At 46.6% G+C, this 25458-nt stretch carries 20 protein-coding genes; 6 read left to right on the top strand and 14 right to left on the bottom strand.

Translation table 11 applies throughout. From position 1 onward, the window contains the following. Positions 1-52: 52 nt before the first annotated feature. Positions 53-877: a MerR family transcriptional regulator gene (locus AM231_RS08265; protein ID WP_054402206.1), complete on the bottom strand. Its 825-nt coding sequence runs from the start codon at positions 875-877 to the stop codon at positions 53-55. A 169-nt stretch (positions 878-1046) separates the two neighbouring features. Continuing rightward, on the bottom strand, positions 1047-1838 hold the full coding sequence (locus AM231_RS08260) for an alpha/beta fold hydrolase (protein WP_054402205.1): 792 nt from the start codon (positions 1836-1838) through the stop codon (positions 1047-1049). A 246-nt stretch (positions 1839-2084) separates the two neighbouring features. Here AM231_RS08260 and AM231_RS08255 point away from each other — a divergent pair, with 246 nt between their 5' ends. Then, complete coding sequence (locus AM231_RS08255; protein WP_054402204.1) at positions 2085-4130, top strand: serine hydrolase domain-containing protein; 2046 nt, start codon at positions 2085-2087, stop codon at positions 4128-4130. Positions 4131-4304: 174 nt separating this feature from the next. On the opposite strand, the gene AM231_RS08250 is transcribed toward AM231_RS08255, so the two are convergent. The 5 genes from AM231_RS08250 to AM231_RS08230 all read right to left on the bottom strand — a co-directional run bounded on the left by AM231_RS08250 (position 4305) and on the right by AM231_RS08230 (position 11007). Further along, entirely contained in the window at positions 4305-5270 is a 966-nt protein-coding gene (locus AM231_RS08250) for a DUF4097 family beta strand repeat-containing protein (protein ID WP_054402203.1), read from the bottom strand. A 262-nt stretch (positions 5271-5532) separates the two neighbouring features. Continuing rightward, a complete protein-coding gene (locus AM231_RS08245; RefSeq protein WP_054402202.1) occupies positions 5533-6348 on the bottom strand; it encodes a ZIP family metal transporter in 816 nt (271 codons plus the stop codon). Positions 6349-6644: 296 nt separating this feature from the next. Beyond that, positions 6645-7295: a response regulator gene (locus AM231_RS08240; RefSeq protein WP_054402201.1), complete on the bottom strand. Its 651-nt coding sequence runs from the start codon at positions 7293-7295 to the stop codon at positions 6645-6647. Continuing rightward, on the bottom strand, positions 7285-8229 hold the full coding sequence (locus tag AM231_RS08235) for a sensor histidine kinase (RefSeq protein WP_165593379.1): 945 nt from the start codon (positions 8227-8229) through the stop codon (positions 7285-7287). The genes AM231_RS08240 and AM231_RS08235 overlap by 11 nt, the downstream gene beginning before the upstream one ends. Positions 8230-8823: 594 nt before the next feature. Next, a complete protein-coding gene (locus AM231_RS08230; RefSeq protein WP_054402199.1) occupies positions 8824-11007 on the bottom strand; it encodes an MMPL family transporter in 2184 nt (727 codons plus the stop codon). A 243-nt stretch (positions 11008-11250) separates the two neighbouring features. On the opposite strand from AM231_RS08230, the gene AM231_RS08225 reads away from it, so the two are divergent. Then, positions 11251-11814 carry an NAD(P)H-dependent oxidoreductase gene (locus AM231_RS08225; protein WP_054402198.1) on the top strand — a complete coding sequence of 188 codons (564 nt, stop codon included), beginning with the start codon at positions 11251-11253 and terminating at the stop codon, positions 11812-11814. A gap of 75 nt (positions 11815-11889) precedes the next feature. Here AM231_RS08225 and AM231_RS08220 read toward each other — a convergent pair whose 3' ends face one another. Continuing rightward, positions 11890-12261: a winged helix-turn-helix transcriptional regulator gene (locus tag AM231_RS08220; RefSeq protein WP_054402197.1), complete on the bottom strand. Its 372-nt coding sequence runs from the start codon at positions 12259-12261 to the stop codon at positions 11890-11892. Positions 12262-12366: 105 nt separating this feature from the next. Then, a complete protein-coding gene (locus tag AM231_RS08215) occupies positions 12367-15564 on the bottom strand; it encodes a bifunctional cytochrome P450/NADPH--P450 reductase (protein ID WP_054402196.1) in 3198 nt (1065 codons plus the stop codon). Between the two features lie 406 nt (positions 15565-15970). On the opposite strand from AM231_RS08215, the gene AM231_RS08210 reads away from it, so the two are divergent. Further along, entirely contained in the window at positions 15971-16462 is a 492-nt protein-coding gene (locus AM231_RS08210; protein ID WP_054403568.1) for a DUF2798 domain-containing protein, read from the top strand. 161 nt (positions 16463-16623) lie between these two features. Here the strand turns inward: AM231_RS08210 and AM231_RS08205 are convergent, their stop codons facing one another. From AM231_RS08205 to AM231_RS08185, 5 genes are all read right to left on the bottom strand, one after another. Further along, the gene (locus AM231_RS08205) at positions 16624-17751 is read right to left on the bottom strand and encodes an NAD(P)/FAD-dependent oxidoreductase (RefSeq protein WP_054402195.1); all 1128 of its coding nucleotides are present in this window, start codon (positions 17749-17751) and stop codon (positions 16624-16626) included. Positions 17752-17896: 145 nt separating this feature from the next. Then, positions 17897-18271: a VOC family protein gene (locus tag AM231_RS08200; RefSeq protein WP_054402194.1), complete on the bottom strand. Its 375-nt coding sequence runs from the start codon at positions 18269-18271 to the stop codon at positions 17897-17899. Between the two features lie 233 nt (positions 18272-18504). Beyond that, positions 18505-19467 carry a DUF5643 domain-containing protein gene (locus AM231_RS08195; RefSeq protein WP_054402193.1) on the bottom strand — a complete coding sequence of 321 codons (963 nt, stop codon included), beginning with the start codon at positions 19465-19467 and terminating at the stop codon, positions 18505-18507. A gap of 32 nt (positions 19468-19499) precedes the next feature. Beyond that, positions 19500-20708: a DUF4179 domain-containing protein gene (locus tag AM231_RS08190; RefSeq protein ID WP_054402192.1), complete on the bottom strand. Its 1209-nt coding sequence runs from the start codon at positions 20706-20708 to the stop codon at positions 19500-19502. Continuing rightward, positions 20695-21240: a sigma-70 family RNA polymerase sigma factor gene (locus tag AM231_RS08185; RefSeq protein WP_423212907.1), complete on the bottom strand. Its 546-nt coding sequence runs from the start codon at positions 21238-21240 to the stop codon at positions 20695-20697. The genes AM231_RS08190 and AM231_RS08185 overlap by 14 nt, the downstream gene beginning before the upstream one ends. A 203-nt stretch (positions 21241-21443) precedes the next feature. On the opposite strand from AM231_RS08185, the gene AM231_RS08180 reads away from it, so the two are divergent. From AM231_RS08180 to AM231_RS08170, 3 genes are all read left to right on the top strand, one after another. Then, positions 21444-22919 carry an MDR family MFS transporter gene (locus AM231_RS08180; protein ID WP_054402190.1) on the top strand — a complete coding sequence of 492 codons (1476 nt, stop codon included), beginning with the start codon at positions 21444-21446 and terminating at the stop codon, positions 22917-22919. A gap of 37 nt (positions 22920-22956) precedes the next feature. Then, positions 22957-24408: an alpha/beta hydrolase family protein gene (locus AM231_RS08175; protein ID WP_054402189.1), complete on the top strand. Its 1452-nt coding sequence runs from the start codon at positions 22957-22959 to the stop codon at positions 24406-24408. A 93-nt stretch (positions 24409-24501) separates the two neighbouring features. Continuing rightward, complete coding sequence (locus tag AM231_RS08170; protein WP_054402188.1) at positions 24502-25389, top strand: TetR/AcrR family transcriptional regulator; 888 nt, start codon at positions 24502-24504, stop codon at positions 25387-25389. Positions 25390-25458 lie beyond the last annotated feature (69 nt).

Genomic DNA, 25458 nt, shown 5'->3' with positions numbered 1-25458 from the left:
ATACCTCACAGATTCGTTTATTAAAAACTAATAGGTTGAATCAACCATTCTGCTACTTCTTCGCCACAGGAAAGTACACCTCGGTAACCAGTTCATTGGTTGTAGATGTTTGATAGGGGTCCGTGACATATACCTCATACGGGGATTGTGTCAGCACATATTCCTCTTGTTCGATCCACTCCCGTAGTTTGGCATATACCGATGTCAGGTTCGAATAGGAGCCCTTCAAGACAGACCTCGCACAGAGACCGCCGCATAATTCTCTTGTACCCTTGACTGCTTCCTTTACCGGAAGAGCAAACTCCGTATCATTTCCTGCAGGATTGAATTCCTCGCTATGGTAAATCGTCATGGGCGTACCTGCCAAAGTCAGATTCTCCCTGGCTATCTGTTCATATAGCTTGCTGTAGTATCTTCCGTATCCCTGTACATATTCTTCCCTGCTCATCAATTGGCGCTCGTAGAGAATATTCATAGACTCTGTTTCAACAAGCTGCACTTCGATCTCATCTAAATACGCCATCACATGTATCCCCTGCTCCAGGTTCAAGATATCCTGATTCATCTGTACCAGCGTATCTTCATACCTCGTCAGCTTCTGTTGAATTTCCCTACGTTTGCGATGGAGTGCATAGCGAAGCTTCTCTTCGGATGGATGGATCTCCCCGTTAATAATTTCTTTAATTTCTTCGAGTGAAAAATGATATGATTTCAATCGGTTGATATAAAGCATTTTCTTCAATTGATGGATGGAATAATACCTGTAGCCATTGTCCGGGTTGATCTGATCCGGATGGATTAATCCGATTTCATCATAATAACGAAGCGTTTTGGTGGACACTTCGCATATTTTGGAGAACTCTCCAATCGACAGCACTGATTCACCTCTTTTCTGGTAACGACCTTTGTTCAAGACCACTATACATCTTGCCGTAAGGGCAATGTCTACAGCTATTTTTCGGGATGCGATGAGAGCCCTGCCCCAAAGGATAAACTCTCCAGCCCAGTCCTTCGTATGATGAGTTATGTAGAGAATAAGCGAGTCTCTATCCTTGAGTGATATCCTCCGGAACGGTACCCGTGACCAGCCAGTGATCGACTACCCGGTTAAATAGCCCCGGATCGGCGAGCGGTATGCCATGTCCGATACCGGGAAAGACAATTCTGTCGGCATGAACGCACAGCTTCTCTAAATCCTCCGCTGATTTCTTGAGACTGCCTCTCTCCTTCTCTCCTACCGTAATCAGTAGTTTCGTCGTTGTTTCTTGAATTGCCGGTGAGACGGCATAGGACATATTCTCCTGGAGTACCGAAACTAGCATCTCCCGGGACATTTGCAGAGATTCAGCATAGTATTGTTCAAAATGGGTTTCATCCACATACAGCGTCTTGGCCTGCAGCCCGGAGAACCATCGGTAACGTATGAGCGGATAAGTCATGCGAACTGAAGGCTCGATCCATCTGTACGCTGACGGCATCGGTCTTAACAATGCACTATTTATAATTGCGTAATTGATAAGACGCGGTTGTTGAGTTATCATCTCCACTAGAATCTGTGCCCCCAGCGAAAAGCCGAACACCACGATTTCTCTTCCGTCTGCCTTTGCCGATATCATCTCGTTGATGACCTCCGCTGTGCGGCTTATGGAAAAAGGCGGGGTGCCTGGACTGCGCCCATGACCGGGCAAATCGGGAATCAGACAATAATCGTCCTTAAAATACGAGATTTGATGGTTCCACATCCAGCCGCTCACTCCACCGCCATGCAAAAATACAATCAGTCTCTCTGCCTCGTTGTTTCCGGTTTCCTTTATGTATAGATTGTTCAGTTTGATCATCCTCCTGTTCCTGTTTTATAATTAATGTCATTAATGATTATTGGCATGAAATATAATTGCATCATTTATAGTATAACAAACAAGTGGTTGGCTCCACGAGAAAGTTCTAACTTACCTGGACTTAAGTCGAGTCCTCCATTCCCGCTGGAGACCTGTGTAAATCTCCTTCTGCGGTCCGTTCTTCCCTCTCCCTCCATCGTCTACCATGAAATGGAAACCATTTGCGATTGAGAAGGAGAGGAACGCATGAAGTCAAATAAACAAAGCAAGTCAAGAACCATCTGTATCCTGGCAGCCTCTGTGCTGTCCGCCAGCCTGCTGGCTCATCCCGCCGATATGTATGCTGATACGGCAAAACCCGCCACGGGGCAAACCGTAATACAGCACACGGGAACACCGCTACTGAGCGCCAAAGAAGTCAAGGCATTCACCGATGCCTATTTTGCCAAGCCCGAGGTTTCAGACATGCTGGCTGGTGCGCTGGTCGTAATTGTAAAAGACGACAAGGTACTGCTTAATACCGGCTACGGCTATGGCGACCTGGAAACAAAGAAAAAGATAGATCCTGATCGAACCTTGTTCCGCATGGCCTCGATATCCAAGTCGATCACTGCTACGGCGATCATGCAGCTGGTCGAAGAGGGAAGAATTGATCTGAAGCAGGATATTACCGCATATATGCCCGATATCAAAATCGTTAATAATACCGGCAAGCCGGTCACCGTAGAGCATTTATTAACTCATACCACCGGGTTTGATTATACAGACAGCAACCTCGTGCCCCCGCAGCTCCTACAGAACGACGAGATACCGCTAGCCGACTTCCTTCGGGTCAACGCACCGACTGTGGTCCGCTCACCAGGTGAAGTTTACCGGTATGATAACCTCGCCTCTTCCATGCAGGGCTATATTGTCGAGAGGGTATCGGGACTGCCTTTTGAGGAATATGTAAATACACATATTTTCTCCCCATTAAATATGAAGCAAGCTGCATTTCGGATGGATAAGAAAATCATCTCGAATCTGGCTACAGGCTACAATATCAATCGTGAACCGATCAGACCATATCCCAACATGCCTACAATCGCGCCTGAGGGCGGCATGTTCGCCACGGGCACCGATATGGCCAATTTCATTAGAGCTCACTTAAATAAAGACCAATTCGGGTCCTCCCGCATCCTCAAGGAAGAAACCATGCACTTAATGCATCAGACTCATGTTGATGCAGCCGGCATTCCCTTGATGTCGTATGGCTTCGAGTCATTTTTGCACAGCAGCCACAACGGTCAGACCGTCATTGGCAAGGGTGGCGACTTGAACGGCTACCATTCCTGGCTGTGGCTGCTCCCCGACCAGAACGTTGGAGGTATGATCGTTGTAAACAGCGATGCTAGCATTCCGATCCGTGAAGGCTTTTTCACCGCTTTCATGAACCATTTCTATCCGCAGAAGCAGGTACAGCAGAACAACTTTTCTCTCAGTCAGGAACAGCTCAATAACTTTGAAGGGTTCTATAGAAGTTTGAGGACACCAATAATAACGACACAAGTCAAGGCTATTCCAGATGGGTTATCAGTCTTGGATGCTCAGGGTGAACATAAGCTCACGCCAGTGGGTCCTCTGCTCTTCGTTGATGAAAAGGGTACTCCGGCTGCATTCAAGCAGGATGATACAGGTGAAGTAGCTTATATGTATTATACAGCGATGGATAGCATGTCTGAGAAGCTGGCGAAACCCGCCCCATACAATGACGTTACCGAAGAGAATCCATATGCCAAGGAAATTTACTTCGTCTCGTCCCTCAAGGCTTTCGGAGATCAAGAGTCATCCAATTTCCGACCGGATGAACCGATCACGCGGGCAGAGTTTGTCAGTGTGATCAGCCGTCTGGCTGGCATCAAGCCAAATTCGAATATAAGCTCGTTCAACGATTTGCAAAGGCACCCACTCGCTGGTTATGTGCAGAACGTGGTGGATATGGGCGCTGTCACCGGCACGGCGTCCCAAAACTTCGAGCCAGATCGGCCGATCACGCGCCAAGAAGCTGCGGCCATCATATGGCGGGCAGCACACAATATGCTAGGAGCAGAAGCGGTTCCGGCAAAATTGAGCTCGCAACCGGCTGTCTGGGCGGATGAAGCCGTTCAATTTATGGTCGGTGCCGGCTTGCATGGCCCTGATGTAACAATTGATGCGAACGGGGCCGCAGATTACCGGCCGTCCGACAAACTTCTGCGTAAGGAAGCTGCAGCGATCTATGCAAAACTGATTCAGCAATCCCTTGTTCGTTAATCCCAGGAATTAGCCTAAAGCAACATCTTGCTAATGAATAAAGATATCACGATATGAGTGCAGCGGCTGCGATGGATTTCAGCTCCCCCCTCTTTTCATCATTCATACATGACAAGAAGACACCCCAAGCCGGGGTGTCTTCTTGTCATCTCAGGTAATTATTCACCATTACATTTATTCCAATCTGAAGTTCCCGGAGCCTGTGCGAACCTTCAGCACCGCTTCGCCGCTTCCGAACGTTCCCTTCAGTTTGTTTCTGTCTTCGTTCTTTAACTCATATTGTATTCCGTCCCACTGGATTTTCCCCCCGCCAGAGCTTCCCTGATAATCAACCTTCAGGGAAGTTGGCTCTTGCTCTAAATCAATGGTCACATTCCCGCTACCAACCTGCAGATCGGTATCATAAATCAAGCGCTCAGCTTCCAAACGAATGTTTCCCGAACCTGTCTTTCCTTGGACTGCCGACTCCCCGTCCTTTAGTTCAACATTGCCGCTTCCATTTTGAAAGCTCAGCGTAGTGGCATGATAACGTTCTGCCGATATATTGCCGGACCCTGATGTTAACTTCAATGATTCAGCTTCCATATCTGCGACTTTGATCCGTCCACTGCTGGTATGCGCTGTCAGTGATCCAGCTTTCACATCCTGTATATCCATATTGCCACTGGACAACTTTACTGAAACCGTATCACCGCGTAAACCATCGATTTCAATATTGCCGCTTCCACTCCTGATCTCTGCATCCTTCCATTGCTTTTCCGGCAGCTCCACCGTTAACTCGAGATCCGTAATACGAATTCCAAACTGAATTCCCTCAGGCATATCAATTCCGACCACCAGCGTATCGCCGGTTGCTTCAGCCTTCAATCTCACCTGATCTGCATTCGTCTTGCTTACTTTTCCGTCTAAGCGGACCTTAATATCATCTGAGTTTCCTTTAATGATGGCAATATTACTGCTTCCAGTGTCTACCTTCAACGCCTGGACATCATTCGCTGCCCATGTTTTCTCTTCATTAATTTTCTTCGATTCCCATGAGAATCCGAATTGAACATCCGAAAAAATGTTCCACGGATTCATCATAAGCAGCAGTAGCACTACACCGGCCACCACAATCCATACACCTGTTTTTTTCTTCATATCGAGTCTCTCATTCCCTCCACGGTCCTTTTTAACGATCTCCTTAATGCCAAATCTTTGAAGTCCAGAAATAGTATAGCATTCCTTAGGAAAATGAACATTGGACCCGCGGATGAATTAGAGACCTCGACCTGAGTCCAGTATGACTGGGCAGGAAATATACTCTCATTCGCACGTATGCATATGTATATCCTTGTTCCTAGTCAGCGGATCTGAATGACAAAAGAACAGCCAGTCCGCATCCGGCTGGCTGTTCTGCTCTTTATCCCAACGCCACATCGAGAATCATCATCAATACGAAACCAAACATCAGGCTCATCGAAGCCAAATCCTTGTTGCCTTTCTCTTGCGAGCTCGGAATTACCTCTTCGGCAACAACGAAGATCATGGCACCGGCCGCAAAACTCAATGCGTAAGGCAGCATGGGTTCTATAAAGGCGACGGCTACTGCGCCGATAACAGCGGCAATCGGTTCAACCATCCCCGAGAACTGTCCATAGAAGAAACTTTTTCGCTGAGACATTCCGTCTCCTCGCAGTGGCATGGAAACTGCTACGCCTTCCGGGAAATTCTGAATGCCGATCCCCAAAGCCAGCGTCAGAGCGCCCACCAGCGAAGCTTCGGTTCCTCCATTGGCCAGTGCACCAAACGCAATCCCGACCGCTAGTCCTTCAGGAATGTTGTGGAGGGTAATGGCAAGTACCAGCAGCGTACTCCGTTTTCTTGCTTTTGGATTGTATCCTTCCGCTCCACCAATCGGAGAATTGGGATGAAGATGAGGCAATACCTTATCGATACCCCATATAAAGACCCCACCTAATAAAAATCCGAAGGCTGCGGGAAACCAGTTCCCGATCGCATTGCCTTCCGACATTTCGATAGCTGGTGCCAGTAAGGACCAGTAACTCGCCGCAATCATGACACCACCAGCAAAACCCAACATACTATCCAGCAGGCGCTGATTTAAAGTTCTTGTCACAAACACAAGAGCCGCCCCTAACGCCGTCATGCCCCAAGTAAACAAGGTGGCTAGTAATGCTTGGATAATGGGATTGAAATTCATAAAGAAATCGACCATTACACAAGAACTCCTTTTAGTTAAAAAGTATGATACCGATACGTTCTCCTATGTTGTGCCTTGCATAATTCTAGCCGTGATCTAGAGAGCGATCTAGTGTTTATGTACCCGCGAGAGTTCATTCTAATTACAGTCAGTGCAAATTATTATATCATAATATGCAATAATGTTAGTATCGAAATACGGGGCTATGAATTTATGGCAATCCGCATTAGCGTGGCAAGCAACCTTGTTTATGGGCATACAATCATGGGAATTCTGTGCCTTGTGGTTTGTTCATGAGGTCCGCCATCATCCTATAACTGAACGATAGCCCGTTCGACTGCAACAGCGACTGCTTGGGACCTGGAGTTCACTCCAAGTTTGTTATAAATGTTCGTCAAATGAGCTTTGACCGTACGCTCGGATATCCCCATATCGCCGGCTATTTCTTTGCTTCGATAACCGAGCGCAATGGCCCGTAGAACGATTCGCTCTTTCTCGGAGAGCACCGTTTGATCTGAAGACGAAGCAAGTGCCTCTTCGCGTTTGTTCCTTGCAGCGAATACTCTTGCCATAATTTCAGGCTGCAGCAACGTGTCGCCGCGAACCGCGGACTCTATCGTGCGGAATAAATGATCTCTGCCGGTATCTTTCAAGAGATATCCTTTGGCCCCCAATTCCAGTCCGCTTATCATCAGTTCATCTTCATTATATGTCGTCAATATAACGACAGGGATGTCGATGTTCCTTTTATTTAATTCCTCCATGGTCTCTAATCCGCTCATTTTAGGCATATTTAAGTCCATAAGAATGACGTCTGGGGTTAGCGACTCCAATAATCTCAGGGCCTCCTCACCGTTTTCCGCTTCTCCGAGAACATGGAAATTATCATTCGTCTCAATAATGAATTTTAGCCCTTCCCTTACCACAAGATGATCATCGGCGATAAGCACGTTATATGCCATCAGAGCTCTCTCCCTTCTCATCAGATGTATCAATTTTAATTAAAGTTCCGCGAGGGATGTTGTTGGTTATAATAAACGATCCTCCCAAGATGCGTACTCGCTCCTTTATACCGATTAGTCCGTAATGCCCAGACATGGAGCCCTTTTGATTCGAAGTCATGCCTTTCCCATCATCTTTTATTTCAAGATTCATAATCTCGGCCTCTATGCGGATGTACATCCAGACATGACTGGCTTCAGCATGACGGGCTACGTTGGTTAAACATTCGCCTATAATATAAAGTCCATGCTCCATCATCAACTTGGGGATGCTCCCATTTATGCTCATATCAAGAAATACTTGAATGCCGGTCGCATTCTGGAACCTCTCTATTTCGTCTCGAATGGCATCTGAGAAATCGACCGTCGCGAACGTTTTTGAACGAAGATTATCAATGGCCAATCTTGCTCCCGATAACGTTTTCTTTGCATGAATCATGGAATGCTGGACGATTTCTTGAGCCCGTTTAGAATTGCCTTTCGTCAAATGTGCGTCGACCGCATCCAGCTGCATGATGATACCAGCCAGACCTTGTGCCAGCGTATCATGCAAATCCCTGGCCATTCTTTGACGTTCATTAGCCAATGTCAATTCCTCAACCTTGCGATGTGCACGCTCTAGATCTTCAAGAAAAGTTTGTGTGCATTTCCGAGCATGAACTTGCTTTAAAAATAAATCCGCAAAAGAAACGAAAATGACGGTCATCATTACGTACAAAATCGACATTAAAATCAACAATTCAAATTGTCCCATAATGAAGAAAGTCGATAGGAATAACACATAGTAGAAAACGGACAGCATGACCATTTTGATTCTTTGAAAGTAGACCCCGACGCTTTGGCCAGTTAACACGGGATACATCCCGAGCAATAGCATGAAAGTTGCCTGATCCATGATAAGCGAACATCCCAGAATTATGAGACCTTGAATCATGAAATAGATCCAAGGATGTTTTTCAGTTAGAGATGAGAAGTGCCAAATTAATGAGGCGTGGAGCAGCATCAATCCCGAAAAGAAGGTCAAAGAAATAATCGACGGATCGTGCAGAACCTGTACAATCATGGATATGAAATAAACGAAAAAAACCCAAGTCATGCTCGGGACTCTGGCATTAAACATGGCATCGGGTAAGTTGTTATCTCGATTTTTTGGCGACCACCGCTTGAACTCGTTCCCCGTTTCCATGAGTTCTCCCCTTTCGTTCACCTATTATAACAACAATTACAATTTTCAATTGTATTTTCTATTATACCTTTTAGGGCGTGTATGCAAACCTAAGCGAGCCAGACCATAATTGATGCCAGCGTTAAAAAAGCCTTGAATGAGCTTGCTANCGTATTTCATATCGTCTCATCATACTTATTAATTACCCAAATTATAGGGTCACAGTTTGCATACAGGCCCTAGTAAACATGAAAAAATCGTACTTAAGGGCAGAGACTCTTACGTACGATCGGGCAAAATGTAAAACGGATTTTAGTTTTGAGCTCACGAGGCGATTTCTTTTTTGCTCTTCGGTTCTTTCTCAATGGACTCGCCTTCAACATCGATATTTGGTAATATGCGTCCAAGCCATTTCGGCAGATACCATGCCGAGCGTCCCATAAGGGTCATGACCGCTGGCACGATCGTCAGCCTTACGATAAATGCATCGAACAATATGCCGAAAGCTAATGCCAAGCCCATTGATTTAATCATGACATCTTCGACGAAGATAAAACTTGCGAACACGGCAATCATGATGAGACCAGCGGCCGTTACAACGCTGCCGCTATTTTTAAGCCCGGAGAGTACGGCATTTTTCGCATTTCCCGAATGGTTAAATTCTTCGCGCATGCGACTGACCAGAAACACTTCATAATCCATGGCCAAGCCGAATAGTATGCCTGCAGTCAGAATGGGCAAGAAGTTTAATACAGGGCCGGCTGCAGGAATATCGAAAAACTTGGCCAGGTTACCGTCCTGAACGACAAAAACCACGAATCCGAGTGTTGCCGTAAGCGTAAGGAGATAACCTAGCACGGCTTTGATCGGAACTAAGACGGACCGGAATACCATCATAAGTAGAATCAAAGCCAGTCCCACAATCAGAACTGCAAATCTAGGCAAAGCCTCATTTAATTTCTCAGATATATCGATATTCACAGCCGTTGCACCCGTAACCATAACCTCAACTTGATCCTGTTGCTTAATTGTGGCCGCCTTATCGCGGATCGAATGAACCAATTCGGTTGTTTTCTCACTTTTCGGATCGGTTCCAGGGATGATCGTTACCATGGCTACTTTGCCCGTTGCGTTCGAGACCGGCGGAGTTGCCATTGCCACATTCGGCAGCTCGCTTAGATTCTTCCCTACCTTAGCAAATGTCTCTTGTGCGTCATCTATTGACTCTGCTTTAAGAATAATAGCGAGCGGTCCGTTCATACCAGGCCCAAACCCTTCCGCTATCAAATCATAACCGCGGCGTTCCGTTGTTTCGATTGATTTTGAACCTTTATCCGGAAGGCCCGTTTGCAAATGCAGTGCAGGCAGACTTATGGCTCCTAACAGCAAAATGCCTGCAAGTGCGATAGGTAATGGATACTTCGTTATCGTTCGTCCCCACCGATTCGATTGTTCGATGACTTTAGGGGGATCCTGAATGGAAGCCGTTTTCGACTTCGGACGAATCCGTTCACCCGCAAATCCAAGAAGCGCAGGAACGACGAGGACGGAAATTATTACGGCCACAAGTACCGTGAATGCTCCCGCTACGCCCATTACCGTGATGAACGGAATTCCCGTTACGGATAATCCGGCAAGTGCTATAATAACCGTCAATCCGGCGAAAATAACAGCGCTGCCGGCGGTAGCATTTGCATGCGCAATGGACTCCTCAACACCTTTACCTTCCACAAGATTTTGTCTGTATCTCGAAATAATGAATAAGCCATAGTCAATTCCGACGGCTAATCCAAGCATGATGGCAAGTATTAAAGAGAACGACGCCATTTCGATAAAATTAGAAGCAATAATGACGGACATGACGCCTATTCCAAGTCCGATTACGGCTGTTAGTATAGGCAGCCCGGCTGCGAGCAAGGATGTGAATGTAATGGCCAGGATCATAAATGCGGCAATAATGCCAATGATCTCGGAGATTCCGCCTATTTCAAGTCCGGAGAGTTCGACGCTTCCTCCGAGTTCAGCCTGTAAGCCCTCTTTACGTGCTTTCTCTACACTTTCCAACACGAGCTCTTTAGATGCATCCGTGACTTGCAAAGCCTCTGATTTGTACGTGATTACCGCATATCCAATCTCTTTTTTATAACTGATTGTACCTGCCTCGTATGGGCTTACGATCGATGCAATCTCTGAGTCTTTAGATATGGACTTAAGCGTCTTGGCGATCATTTTTTGCGTTGATTCCGATTCCAGCGTTTGACCGTCAGGAGCCTTGAAAATCACTTGAATCGTCCCGCCTTCAGTACCTTCTCCTTGCGAAAATTCTTCTTTTAATACTTTCATCGCTTCCTCGGATTTTGTGCCAGGAATGGTCATTTCACCGTTTAAATGGACACCCATGCCGAGACCAACTGAAACGGCGATGATGAGAACCGCTAAACTTCCGGACAAGACCTTCTTTCTGTTTTGAGCAGCTAAAATTCCAAGTTTATACAAAAATGCTGCCAAACGTAATCACCTTCCTCTATTAGCAAGAATAACTGTCATTATAACGTCCGTGCAGTGGTTTGAAATCGTACATATGGGCATTCGCAGGATGTACTTTTGGGCATGTAATGTCCGATTTATTTAATTTTCTGTGATTTAACACTCACCTTTTGGTAAGTACCTGTACTAAAAGTGCATACTTACAAAATTGCAGTTCGAACTTTATACTCAAGGAAATCAATCATGCTCAAGGAGGACATATCATTGAAAACACTTGTTATCGTAACGCATCCAAGTCTGGAAACCTCGGTCATAAATAAGCGCTGGGTCGAGGAACTCCAAAAATATCCGGAGCGGTATACGGTTCACGAATTGCATAAGGTTTACCCAGACGGAAAAATTGATGTGCAAAAAGAACAACAGCTCATTGAATCGCATAGCCATCTTGTTTTGCAGTTTCCTATCTATTGGTTTAATTGTCCCCCTCTCCTCAAGAAATGGCTTGACGATGTTTTTGCTTATGGTTGGGCTTATGGTTCAAAAGGAGGCGATAAATTAAAGAATCGCAAAGTGGCTTTAGCTGTATCCGCCGGAATTAAAAAAGAAGATTATCGGGAAGACGGAAGGTATCGCTACACGCTTGCACAGATACTAGCACCATTTGAAACAACCTTCCTCTACTGCGACGCAGATTATCGTTCGTTCTTTGCCTTTTACGGGCAGGAAGCTGCTCCTGGCGGGAACACGCCTGACATGGACCTATCGCCTCCTGATAGCGCACTGGATATAAGTGCACGAGATTATTTGAAGTTCATAGACAACCTGTGATGAGTGAACAGAATGAAACCGTTAAAAAAAGAAGTATTTCCTGGTTAAGGAAATACTTCTTTGGATAGAACAACCTCACACTTTCCGCTGTACAGCTTCCAGAGCCGGCAAACTGTTTTTCTCTCCCCATTCGCACATCATATGTAACACAGGAATGAGGGATAGCCCGCGTTCTGATAAGGTGTATTCGACTTTTGGAGGGACCTGCGGATATTCCGTGCGAACGATTAACTCATCTGCCTCCAGCTCCTTTAACATGATGCTTAGTGTTTTAAAGGATATGGAACCAATGCTTCGCTTCAGTTCATTATGCCGCATCACCTTATTTTCAGCCAGCCAATACAAGATGATCATTTTATATTTACCGCCGATCAAGGATAATGTATAACCAAAGCCGGTGTCTTGGGGATTCACACCAGTCGGAACACAGGTTTCAGTTTCGCGCATAGGTCACACTCTCCTTCGAATCTTTTCCAATTATCATGTACTGACCATCTTACATAATAACCGTAGCAGATCGCAAGGAGATCTGAAGAACGACAAATCACGGTGTTATGATGATGTTCCCGCCCAGACGTCTTTTACATATTGTCCAGACGCCTCCAATCCGGATAGCCAGGCGGCTGCTTGTTCCTCATCCACGCCATGTCGCTCCTGATAGGATTGAATCAGTGTTTGTTCCACATCCGGCGCCATACGCGATCCATCGCCGCAAATATACATTCGCGCTCCTGACTCCAGCAGTGATAGCAATAATTCGCCGTCTTGTGTCATTAAGTGCTGAACATAGCATTTCTCTACACCGTCAACCCTCGAAAACGCCGTGTGCAAAGTCACCAGACCTTCCCGCTCCGCCTGCTCAAACTCCTCGTGGTAAAGATAGTCATGTTCCGGATTCCGGCAGCCGAAGTACAAATGCGCAGCACCCAGCTCCTGACCAGAATTCTGAAGCGCTTGTCTTGCCTGGATGAATCCTCTGAAGGGAGCCACGCCTGTACCCGGTCCGATCATGATGATTGGTGTTGCCGGATCTTCCGGCAGCGCAAAGCCCGACTCCGGAGTACGAATGAACATCAGAACCTCTGCACCTGTCTTTAATTGCTCCAAATAGTTGGAAGCCACACCTCTGTATTCCCCATGGCCGCTCCATGCTTGTCCTCGAACAACACTGACCGTGATGCTTGCCGTATGACGGCTAACCTTCGGAGAACTGGAAATCGAATAGTATCTTGGCTTCAATGGAGGCAGGAGCTCAAGGAAACGTTCAAACGGGAGCTCGCAAGCCTCATATCGCTCCAGCAGGTCGAGCATGGTGATCCGTTTGGCCCGTACTTCAGCCTGATAGGTCGCTTCCTCAAGCAAATCTTGAAGCTCCTTAGCATGTGGCGGGCATACCGTATAGGCAGCCATCTCCCGGATCTGCGCTCTTGTGGCAGGCTCCTGCAGCTCCACGCTGCGGGACAGCAGGTCATCCAGACGCACAGGAATGCCTGTCGGTAAATGCGCACTGCTTCTTCCTTCAGCAGACAAGATCAGGTTCGCTCCCGCGTCCAGTTTGAATCTTCGGAGAACACGCTGCACCAGCTCCACCGGATTAATGGGAAGCACCCCCAGATGATCTCCTTCATGATAATCCGTTCCAGCGGGTAGCGCGATTTCGATATGCTGCGTGATCCTTCCGCTATCCGTATGCTGCAGATTGCGTGTGTGAACCACGTGCCCTGTGACGGCTTGATAAGTTTCTGCCAGGGGCACGGCGGCGGCTCCTTGGACGAACTGGATGGACACGGCACTGCGCTTCGGCTCTTTGATAGAAGTCATAGGCAGTCCTAGTGATTGCATCAGATCCGGCCATAAATGCTCGGTCCATTCATCGACTTCACGCTCAAAATCGCCGCTGGCATCACTCTCACCACGCGTGAGTAATCGCTTCGCTCCTTTGGCAGCAAGCTGTTCGTCTATCCAGCGGGGAATCCGCTGATAGGTGCTGGCCCAGTTGTGATCCCCGCAGCCGAATACGGCATATTTCACACCCTGGATTTCCGATTCATCGGCCTTTTCAAGCCATTCTGTAAATGCTCTTGCATTGGAAGGCGGCTGTCCATTGTACGAGGCGCTGACTATAATAACAACGCCCTCTTTCGGAAGCTTTCCGGCATAATCATCCAATGTGCCTACCTGGCTGTCGAACCCTTGCTGCATTGCAGCATCTGCGACCTCGCGGGCAATTCCCTCAGCCGTACCTAGGTTGGATCCGTATAGAGCAAGCAGTGGTGTATGATGGGCATCAGCCACAGCCGTATTGGACGCCGAGGCGTTTGTCTTCTTCTCCGGATCGGATAACTGCGCCTTCCCTCCTCCAGAGACCAAGAGTGCTGTTCCCTCTTGACGGTTTCGAACTTGAATATGGAATCCTTCCGGTTTTAAAGTGAGCGTTTCCTTAACCTTCAGCTCATACGGCGGATTTTCGATCAAATCAAAATATTTGAGCACCAATCCAAGCACCAAGGTTGCCTCCTGCAGCGCAAACTGCTGTCCGATGCATGCTCGCTGTCCGTTGCCAAAAGGTTTGTAAGCATCATGCGGTACCTTGCTAGGATCTTCAAAACGTTCCGGTCTGAACGTCTCCACATCGTCTCCCCACACACGGGTGTCTCTATGCAGTCCAGGAATCAGAACCGTTACACTGTCGCCTTTCTTAATCGGAACATTTCCACCAATTAGCGTATCCTCCTTAGCATACAGCGAGAAGGCAGGCGCAGTTGGCCATAATCGCAGTGACTCGCTCAGAACCATACGGACGTATTTGAGCTCCCGCACCTGGTTGTACGTCGGCACAGGATCTTTCAGGATGCGGTCTACCTCGCTTACCGCTTTTTGCAATTTATCCGGATTTTTCATCAAGAAATAGATGGCAAAAGACAGCAAACCGCTTGTCGTCTCATGCCCGGCGATCAGAAAAGTAATCATCTGGTACCTTATATTCTCCTGATCCAGACCCTCCCCTGTATCAGGATCAACGCCTTCCAGCATATGCGCGAGCAAATCTCCTTCATCGCCGCCATGCTTCTTGCGGTCCTGAATGAGCTCATCAACAAGTGAGAACATACTCTGGACATCTTCCTGAAACTGCCGCTTCTTTTTAAGCATAAACATGTCTTGAATGCCCAGTCGGTGGAGCTGGTTCATGCCTTCATCCAGGGCTCGCACCATGCTGTCAATAAACGGATGATTGTCTTCCCGGTAGAAGCTGTTAAACCGGTAATTAAATCCGCACAGGCCGATGGTATCCAGCGTTAGCCGCGTCATGTCAGCAGGAACGTCAACGGTTTCGTCGGGGTTAAGCCGGGCCCATTTCTGGATAAGCTGCATGGCGATATCGACCATTTTGGTGTGGTAGCCTTGCATCGCCCGCTGACTAAAGCTGGAGAGCAGAATATTATGTGCTTTTTTCCAGTTGGGCTCATGTGTGGCGCTCGTAAACAATCCGTCTCCTGCAAAAGGCCGTACATTCTGGAGCGGCGCCCAGACTCGTTTATCAAACCGCTTCTCATCACAAGCGTCTTTCACATATTCATAGCCGGATGCATACAGCTCCTTACGTCCACCAGGATACTGAAACTGAAAGATTGGACCAAGTTCTGAAGCAACCTTCACAAGCGATTGGACCGGAGCTGCTGAATCCAGCAGCGGTAAATTGCCCAGCGGACCGTAGGTTTTAGGTTGAGGCACTGCCTTATTCTGTGTCATGATATCTCCCTCCATAATCCTATAATCTCTTAAAGTTTGTCCCATTGAGACATGATGGATCTCGATACAGAACCAAGTGACCAATAACGTAATATGGTCATTTTTTGTTAAAAAAGGAGGACTCGACGCTGCATCGTTCGTTTTCACTTACAATGACTGTCTGATCCTATCTTTACCCTATCATGACATGGATAATCCGCACATCTGCCGGAGGTCCGTAAAATCATCTAGGTCCACTGATATTCGCTTATAACTTTTCAACCAGGATTCATTCCATTTTTAAAACTTTAGGACTAAGAATTCATAAAAAACGGAATTTTTTCTGTAAATGTTCACAGAATGTTCACTTACGAGAGACTTTCCCCGATCTCTATAATGACTAAGGTAACTAGAAAGGATGATGAAATTGCCAGCAACAAAGAAAGAACATATTTATTTCGGGTTGATGATGTGCACGGGAATGGTCATTTTCATGACAATTTACAATCTAATCACAAACGGATTAATTGGAAAGATATCGTTCATGGCCATACTCATGCAATTAATATTGGGCTTTGTAATAGCCTTCTTGCTGGAATCGTTTGTTGTGGGACCCGTAGCAAAGAAAATCGTATTTTCCCTATTGCGTAATAAATCCAGCAAGATCCCTATGGTTGTGTTGATGGCGCTATGTATGGTGATCGGCATGGTTACCTTTATGTCCATGTACGGACTGGCTTCCGCTTACCATGCAAACAGCATTGCTGGAGACTCTTTGTTTAGTAATTACTTCTCCATATTCCTGAAAAATTTTATTTTTGCCCTGCCGCTTCAGCTTCTCATTATAGGACCGACAGTTCGACTTATATTCGGCAAGATCAAGGCGAACCAAGTGAACAAATCAATATCTACTGTATAACAGGTTGGACTACCGCCATCTCAACGATAAAAGCCGCGAAAATTTCGCGGCTTTCATCATACTACAGTTTCTGTTTGTCCACATGCTACATATGGCCTCGATATCAAAAGTCTGCCCTTGAATGATCGGTTTGTACCAAATCCGATTGTGCCGTATTTACCTCAACTCTCTCCGAGCGCCGAACGAATATCATATTCATGGATGTCGATATCGAGTGGCAAACCAAGCGCCAGCTTCGCCAATTGACTACCGATAAATGGACCCATCGTCAGTCCGGACGCCCCGAGTCCGTTAGCCGTAATAAGGCCTTCCCAATCAGGGACAGCACCTATAACCGGAAGAAATCCGGGTGTAAACGGACGAAAACCCACGCGTACCTCCTGAAATGTGCAGTCTGCCAAGCCAGGTGCCAAGGCCAATCCTTTATTCAGGATTTCCTGCATGCCGCCGGCAGTTATTCTCGTATCGTAGCCTTCGACTTCATTTTCGTGAGTCGCTCCGATCACAATCTTCTGTTTATCAAAAGAGAGTAAATATTGATCCGATGGCGGCATGACGACCGGCCAGATGCCTGTATTTTGCTGCTCAGCCGCCTGCACATGCATGATTTGCGCTTTTTGAAAACGAACCTGAAAATGAATGCCTAGTGGCTGTAGCAGTTGATTAGCCCATGCACCAGCACAAACAATGACTTCATCTGCCGCAAAGCTACTTGCTCCGACAGCTGCTCCGGTTACGCGATTAGCTTGATATAACAATGCGGCATCCCCGTTTATAAGCTTTGCCCCGTTCCTCTGAGCGGACCGGATCAGCGCATCGCGCAGTGCACGACCATCGACACGGGCGGCGCCGCTAATGTGAACGGAATGATAGCCATCTCGGAGCAATGGGAAATGCTCATGGGTTTCTTCCTCATTCAGCCGGGTTATCTCACCGATTTCCGGAGCATCCGCTTTTCTGTTATGAGCCCGTTCCTCCATCTTGCGGATTTTATCCAAATCCTCGTGGATGCTAAGAGCCCCGACTTGTGCGTAGCCTGTTTCTGCCTCGCCTTCGCTGATGAGTTCTTTCACTAACTCAGGGTAATAACGCGCGCCGGCCTTGGCTAATTGGTACCAAGCCTGATTCCGTCTTTGCGATAGCCAGGGGCAGATGATGCCTGCCGCGGCATCCGTAGCCTGTCCTTTATCATTGCGGTCTATAATAAGCACTTCGGCTCCCATTTTGGCTAACTGATAAGCAGTCGATGCCCCAAGTATTCCCGAACCAATAACGATCACGTTCTTCATGCATGACATTCCTTTCCTTAAATCACTGTATCCATTATAGCGAATGCAGGGAAAAAGTATAACACAAACGAACATACAAAAAAGCCGCCAAATAGGCGACTTCACATCCATTTGATCAATGGTTTTTCTTACGGACCGGTTATTATTATTTTTCCATGACAGCAAAGTAATTTTCCTCATAATCTGCGAAATTGAAAACTCTTCCAGAAGGCAAATTCACCACTTCGCCCACGGTGATATTATGGCTGGTCAAATGGCTGTGCAGCGCATCGAAATTTTCCGTAATAAACATTAAAGAAGGTGTGCCCAAATGTAATCCCGGCGACATTTTGGCTACTAGCTCCTTATCGTGCAGAATGATGCTTGTTTCTACTTCCTTCGAAGGAGCAATTTCTATCCATCTCATTTCACCGTTATTCTCTTCTGCTATGACTTGAAATCCTACCACTTCAGTCCAAAACTTCACGGCTTGATCCTGATTCTTCACGTACACCATGATTTGACCAATTTTGCTAATCATCGATTGTTACACTCCCTCGTATAAGTAAATTAAACGTCAAAACCAGCTTGCTTCTAAGACTTCCTTTTCTCTTCAGATCATAGCATGCCAGATGCAAGTATATTTCTTATCAATTGCTAATGTAGGTCAAATATTGGTTGAATTTCGCAATTTAGCAAAATGTAAAAAGAAGTGCCCGTCAAGATATTTTGCGGGCACTTCTTCACTTGCTCCAAAATTGGTAGTCTAGTGAATTATTTAATAGGGATACTCACCTCAAGATCTTTCAAGTAATTTTTGACGATCTCTCCGTTCTTATCCATTTTGAATTCGCCTGATGCTGCATTGGGATCTTTGAATTCAGGCGTGAACGGCTTCATGATAATCGATTTTGCGCTCGCATCCGGAGTCTCCAGAATAAAGTCGTAATAGAAATCACCGTTCTTGTTGTTCTCATCGGTGCCTCTTCCCGATATTCGCTCCAGTTCATTACCTTGATCATCAAAGAAATCATACAGGATCGTTGAATTATGTCCGCCCTTCAGAACGAACTGAATTCGGGTGGAGTGAGCTGTTGAATGAACCTGCTTTAGCGTCAAGCGGAGATCACCCATTTTTTTAGTTATGTTAGGCTGAAGAATAACCGGTTTGTTCATCACTTTTTGAATCGGAATCTCCAAGGTGAACGGTTTTTGAACACCTTCCAGATCTATTTTAGCCGTTAACTTGAACTTATCAGGAAAAGCTTCAAGGTTGCCTCCAAGCAGGGATGCATCGCTCAGTATTATAACCGCATGATTCGGATCTGTACCCGGTGATGTGCTTACGCTTGGTCTTTTTGCCAAATCCCCTCCCCCATATTCGTGTATGGATTTGCCGTCAATGAAGACGTCCATTTGGCGGATAGAACCTTTATCGTGGACATACTCACCCATCTGCTCATCCCACTGGCCTCCTGTTAAACTGCCGGCAAGTTCTTTACCGCTTCGCTTTAGTTCAACCTTAACATGGTTTCCGTCGTAAAATGCTTTGGACACTGCAAGGGTAATCCCTTGTTGGGTATCGCTAGCTGCCTTGAATTCGTCTTGGAGCAAGCTCTTTGACGCTTGAGGCTTAGTTGCCGTTATACTCGCCGCTTGAGCAGTTCCCCAAACGACTCCACCCAAAATCATACCTGTCAGTGCCACGGAACTCATTACTTTATATATTGTTTTCATGTTTTTTCCTCCTAAAATTGGTTTCTTCAGAACTATTTGACCGAAACGTCATACAGCTTATCCAAACCGAGATGATCCACTGGAATGGAAATTTCCAATTCCTTCAGGTACGTCTTGACGACTTCTCCCTTACTATCGACTTTATACAAGCCGCCATTAGCAGCGGGATCTTGAAAGACGGGCAGGAATGGCTTGATCGTTATGGAATCTGGCGTTTCTTCAAACCGGTCAAACATCAACTCCAGCCGCTGCTGTTGTTGTCGATCATCCTTGTAGACTCCCTTCCCGGAGATCCTGCCGAGTTCTCTTCCCCGATCATCCCAAACCTCAAACAGCAGATTATGGTCACCAAGCTTCCCGGACTTTTCCATCCGTTCGAGATTCACGATGAGATTTGTTGTGATTGGAGTAAATTTCAGTTGCTCCAGCGAAATTTGAAGTCCGTTCCATTCTCTTGTTTCTCCAGACGAGACCGTAATTTGATCTGTATTTTTCCGAACAGGTACATTAAAGATATAAGGGGCATCAATTCCTTCAAGCGTAATTTTGGCCGTTAACTGGAATTGATCCGGCAAGGATTGATTATGATTTTCTGAATGTGAAAATCCTATAAGTTCGTACAGTACGACGTTAGGATCCGAGGTCGGCTTACCAATCAGACCCGGTTTATCACTCAGGCTGGGATCATGGATCGAGGTGCCGTCTATGAGCATCTCAACATCGGTGATGGCTCCTCTTTGAAATCGATGCGATGTGCCCTTGCCCTCATTAATAACTTCCACATCCGTTATCCCCCCGGTAAATCCTTCACCCTCCCGCTTCACGGCTAAGGACAAACGAGTCCCGTCATATACAACCTGCGGTATTCGAATGGTCACACCTTCATGCGTTACGCTAGCGTTCGGTTCAGCTGCCAACCCCCGCTCCCCCGCTGTTTGAAGCCCCAAATCATCGGCTAACCTGAAAATACTGCTGATCAGCGGAATTTTTTTTAGCGATTCTGCCATTGCCGGTGAAACGTAAGCACTGCTTATCACCGCTATCATGGCCGTCGCGGCTGTAGCTGCTACCATTCTGCGTATCTTAGTGGAACGCTGTTGCTGATTCGATCTCGTTGACATCGGAAGATCTGTCAGAGAAGCGTAAACCTCATCCTGATGGCGGCGAATCATATCCGGAACCTCGCTCCGTGGCCCCTTTCCTATCTCCCGCAGTTCTTTATCCAAGTCAAAAGGATTCATAGGCCAGCTTCCCCTTCCGATTTTGTTTTATCTGATCAAACAATATTCCCCGCGCTCTGTGAAGACGTGCCCTTACAGCTCCATCCGTAATATCAAGCACGCTTGCGATTTCCTTAATGGGCAAATCCTGAAAATAGAACAAGTGTATAACGATTCGAAGCGATTCATCTAAGCGTTCTACCGCTTCACGAAGATCCAGCTTGTGGATGTCTTCATAATAATTGGATGTTCGTATGCGCTCAGGCACTTCTGCCATGACAACGGTACGCTCTCTGCTTCGAAGCAGCTGATTGCATTCATTGATCAGAATCCGAATCACCCAGGTTTTAAAGTACTTTGGTTTTTGTAATGTAGATAAAGATTTATATGCTTTAAGTGTTGTCTCCTGAAAAGCATCCGCACAATCTTCATCGCGTTTTAGAATGGACTTCGCCAAGCCGTACAGTTCGGGTTCCAGCCTCCGGAAGAGCCGGATAAACGCTTCACGATCTCCTCGCTGTGCTCTCTTGACTTCATGTTCCAATTCTCGCACGATATTCATCTCCTTTTGAGGGCCCTCTATAAGATTAGATGGACGAGCATACCAAAATGTTATATTTTTCGATAAAAAACTTGATGGATACCCGTTTGACACAGATTACGTTCATCGTTACTATTATAAATGACCTTTTGGTTTTTTTAAAAACCAATAAGTCCAAATCGCAAGATTATTAAAAAGAAAGTGGGTTCACCATCATGTCAGATCCATCTGCAATTGTCCGTAATACCTCAGAAGAAAGAGCTTTTGCAATCAAAGACATCATTGCGCCATTATTTGCCGTCATCATCGGCACCTTTATGGTCCTGTTGGACAGCACCGTCGTAAATGTCGCCGTACCTACGCTAGTTCAATATTTTGATAGCCCCCTCCATACCATTCAATGGTCGATTGCCGCATACACGCTTGCATTGTCAGCGGTCATCCCTCTCGCGGGATGGCTGTCGGATAAATTTCAGCCCAAACGGGTGTTTCTCATATCGATCGGATTGTTTACGATAGGATCGGTGTTATGTGCTTTTGCCCAGACAGCCGAGCAGCTCATCACCTTCCGGGTTATTCAGGGCATGGGTGGCGGCATGGTATCGCCGATCGGGATGGCCATGGTATACCGTTTGGCACCTCCGGATAAAAGAGGTTCTATTATAGGGATGTTTGGAATTCCATTACTGCTTGCCCCAGCGCTAGGTCCCGTATTATCCGGATGGCTGATTGAGTTTGTCAGCTGGCAGTGGATATTTCTGATCAATCTCCCGATTGGCATGATCGGACTATTCGTGGGCATCAAACATCTGCCTTCTTTTTCAGGAAATGAGGCTCCGTCTCTGGACATTGTCGGCATGATTCTTGGGCCTGTAGCTTTTGCCATGATTACTTATGGGGTCAGTGAGGGAGGGGTAAACTGGACTTCCGCCAGAACGCTATCCGGAATAACCATCGGTGGAATTGCGCTCTTGCTCTTTATTTGGTCCTGCTTGCGGCAAAAACAACCGCTTCTTGAACTGCGTGCGTTCAGATCGGCTGATTTTACACGTGGTATCATCATCTCCTGGATCATGCAGGCCGCGATGTTCGGCTCCGTGCTTCTATTCCCGCTGCTTCTTCAGCAGATTAGAAGTTTCACTCCGCTGACGACCGGGCTAATCCTGCTGCCGCAGGCAGTCGGTTCCATGATCTTTATGCCTATGGCCGGCAAGCTTTTTGATAAAGTGGGCGCACGTCCCCCGCTTGTGGCCGGAATGACGCTGATTACAGCTGCGTTGTTCACGATGTCCTTTGTTCGAACCGATACCCCTTTACTACTCATCATGATCGTATTGTTCTTCATGGGCTCCGGCATGGGGTTATCGATGATGTCCCTGAATACGCATGTATTAAATGCAACCCCTAAACACCTTGTAAGCCGGGTTACTCCGCTCACAAGTGCATCACAGCAGGTCATCGCTTCGTTTGCCGTAGCCGGCTTCACGGGATATTTATCTTCCCGGATGACATCAAACCTGCCGAGTCACCCTGCTGGAACCAACCCTCTGGAATCTCCTGCAGCATCCTTTGCGGACACCTTTTTCCTGGCTGCCTGCATTGCATGTACGGGACTGGTTCTCAGCTTATTTCTTAGAAAACCAACACAAATTACCGATGAATCTTCGTTCCACTCAAAGGCAGATATCTAATAAACCACAATAACCGTTAAACATAGGAGGAACTTACTTGAGATTCGGAGAAATGGTTATCATACTATTCATTATCGCGCTGGCTATAATTACGATTTGGGGACCAAAATCGAAGAAAAGCTTGCTGATTTACTCGTTAATCGCGCTATATATCGTTACGGTTGTGCAGATCATCGTTGAGGATTGCCGATGGCAAATGATTCCTTGTTATGCGGCATCCGTTATCCTAACGGTTTGCATCATTTTTAGAAAACATGATAAAAAAACGCGCAGTAAGAGCAGGAGAAGATGGAAAGCCTGGTTGTGGACCACGGTATTGTTCCTTTACGCTTCGGTCATGGTCGCACTGCCTCTCCTGCTCCCTGTATTCGCATTAAATCAACCTCAGGGTCCCTATCCTGTGGGAACAGCGGTATACCACTTTATTGACAATGACCGGTCCGATGAGTACTCTGCCGATCCGACGGATCACCGCGAGCTGATGGTACAGTTATGGTATCCTTCCGAATCTGAAGCGGGGGAAGAAGCCGCACCCTATATCCGTGATGTAGCAGCCATTACACAAGGTCTCGAACAGGCCTTGTCCTTCCCTGCTTGGACGTTAAGCCATCTGGGCCTCGTGAAGACCCATGCCTACAGCAATGCCCCGCTGTCCTCCATGGAGCAGGAATATCCGATCTTGATTTTTTCCCATGGCATGACGGGTTTCCGCAACCAGAATACCTTCCAGATCGAAGAGCTGGCCAGCCATGGATATATCGTGGTTGGAATCGACCATGCCTATGATGCGGCTGCAACGGTATACCCAGACGGCCGGGAGATTTTGATCAACAAACAACAGCTTTCTGGTTTTCAAGCACTTGACGAGCACATGACACTATGGACCCGCGATGTATCCTTTATTTTGGATCGGCTGGAACAATTGAATAGACAGGATGAACAGGACCGTTTTACGGGTCGTCTTAATCTGGAGCGAATCGGGATGTTCGGGCACTCTTACGGCGGAGCCACCGCTGCCCAGATGCTGCTGAAGGATTCACGTATCAAAGCTGCGATTAATATGGATGGAACCTTATATGGAGAACCCATGCCGAGCACGGGACTGAATAAGCCATATTTACAGATGAATGGTGAGAAGAGTATTGACAAGTCGATATTTGACAATACGCTGGAGCAAGCCATGGCGCAAAGCGGCCATACGCGGGAGTATTACGAAGAATTTTGGGAGGAGACGGTAAGGCGTCGTATGAATGCTCTGCAGGGAGGCGGATACACGATGACGATCCCGCATACTTCCCATATGAGTTATACGGATTTTCATTTATTCTCTCCGCTGCTGCCTAACCCGGGAGAGAATGCAAAATCGGTTCATCGCGTCGTAAACGAGGTGAGCGTTGCTTTCTTTGACCAGTATCTCAAGGGAAAACGGAATAACGCCATGGATGAACTGGTGAAGAAATATCCGGATATTGAGCTCGTTCAAGATTGAGATGCCTTCTTACGCCTGTGGATTAGCTCTGCAAAAAACGATATGATAATGATCGAATCCGGTTTATTTGTACATCGTTAAGGGGGCCACGCTGTGAGTTTGTTAAAAGAAAAAATATTGCAATCGGCTATTCGTTCCTTTGCCGAAAAAGGATATCAAGCTACTTCGATTCAAGATATCGCGGATGATTGCAGCATCGCTAAAGGCTCAATCTATAAATACTATGGCTCCAAAGAAGGGCTATACATCCGTATTCTGGAGAAACGACAGCAAGATATGATTGATGCCGTAGAACAAATCCGCAAAAAAGGTTTATCCCGCAGGGATACATTTCTAGAAGAGATCGCTTATCAGTTCGATTTTTTCATCGAGCATGGATATTACATTTCCCGTGATCATAACGAGCTCCCACCGGCGAACAGTGACAAGATCGGCACCGTCATCCATCAGCTTCAATTGAATATGTTTCGTTATTACCAGGATATTTTGCTCCGTCATTACGGGGGCTCGATAGCGGAATGGAAATGGGATGCTACAGCCGTCTTTAACGGATTGATCCGCGAGTATACCTTTCATGTCTTGTTTGGATTCAAACCGCTCATTCAAAAGGAATTGGCTGTTTTCATTGCTGAGCGAATGGATGATCTCGTGCTGGGATTGGAACAACGTGCTCCCCGCCCCTTACTCACCGATGAACTCATGAAGGAATATTCGATGGTTGATTTAGAGGCACTTATTCATACGCAGGAAATACGAAGAACGGCGTTGATGGATACGATTGAGTCGATTATCCCGGATATGTCCATAACGAACTCCAGAAAAAAAGACTTGTCTGAGGTATCGGCGATGCTGCGGGAAGAGTTCACCGCTGAACGTCCACGTTCCTTTTTGATCCAAGCGCTGCTTAAGGATCTGTCTTCGGAGAATGAGCTGACTTTTTACACCAATCAACTGCAGCAGTTGCTTCGAGAAAGTAATTGATGGGATAACCGATGAAGTCGTGGACCGTCCTAATGATGAGTCCATTTGGAATCAAGCGATGGAAGGAAT

This window comes from Paenibacillus solani, from assembly GCF_001277345.1.
GTDB classification, from domain to species: domain Bacteria; phylum Bacillota; class Bacilli; order Paenibacillales; family Paenibacillaceae; genus Paenibacillus_AQ; species Paenibacillus_AQ solani.
This window is presented reverse-complemented; position numbering and strand designations above follow the sequence as displayed.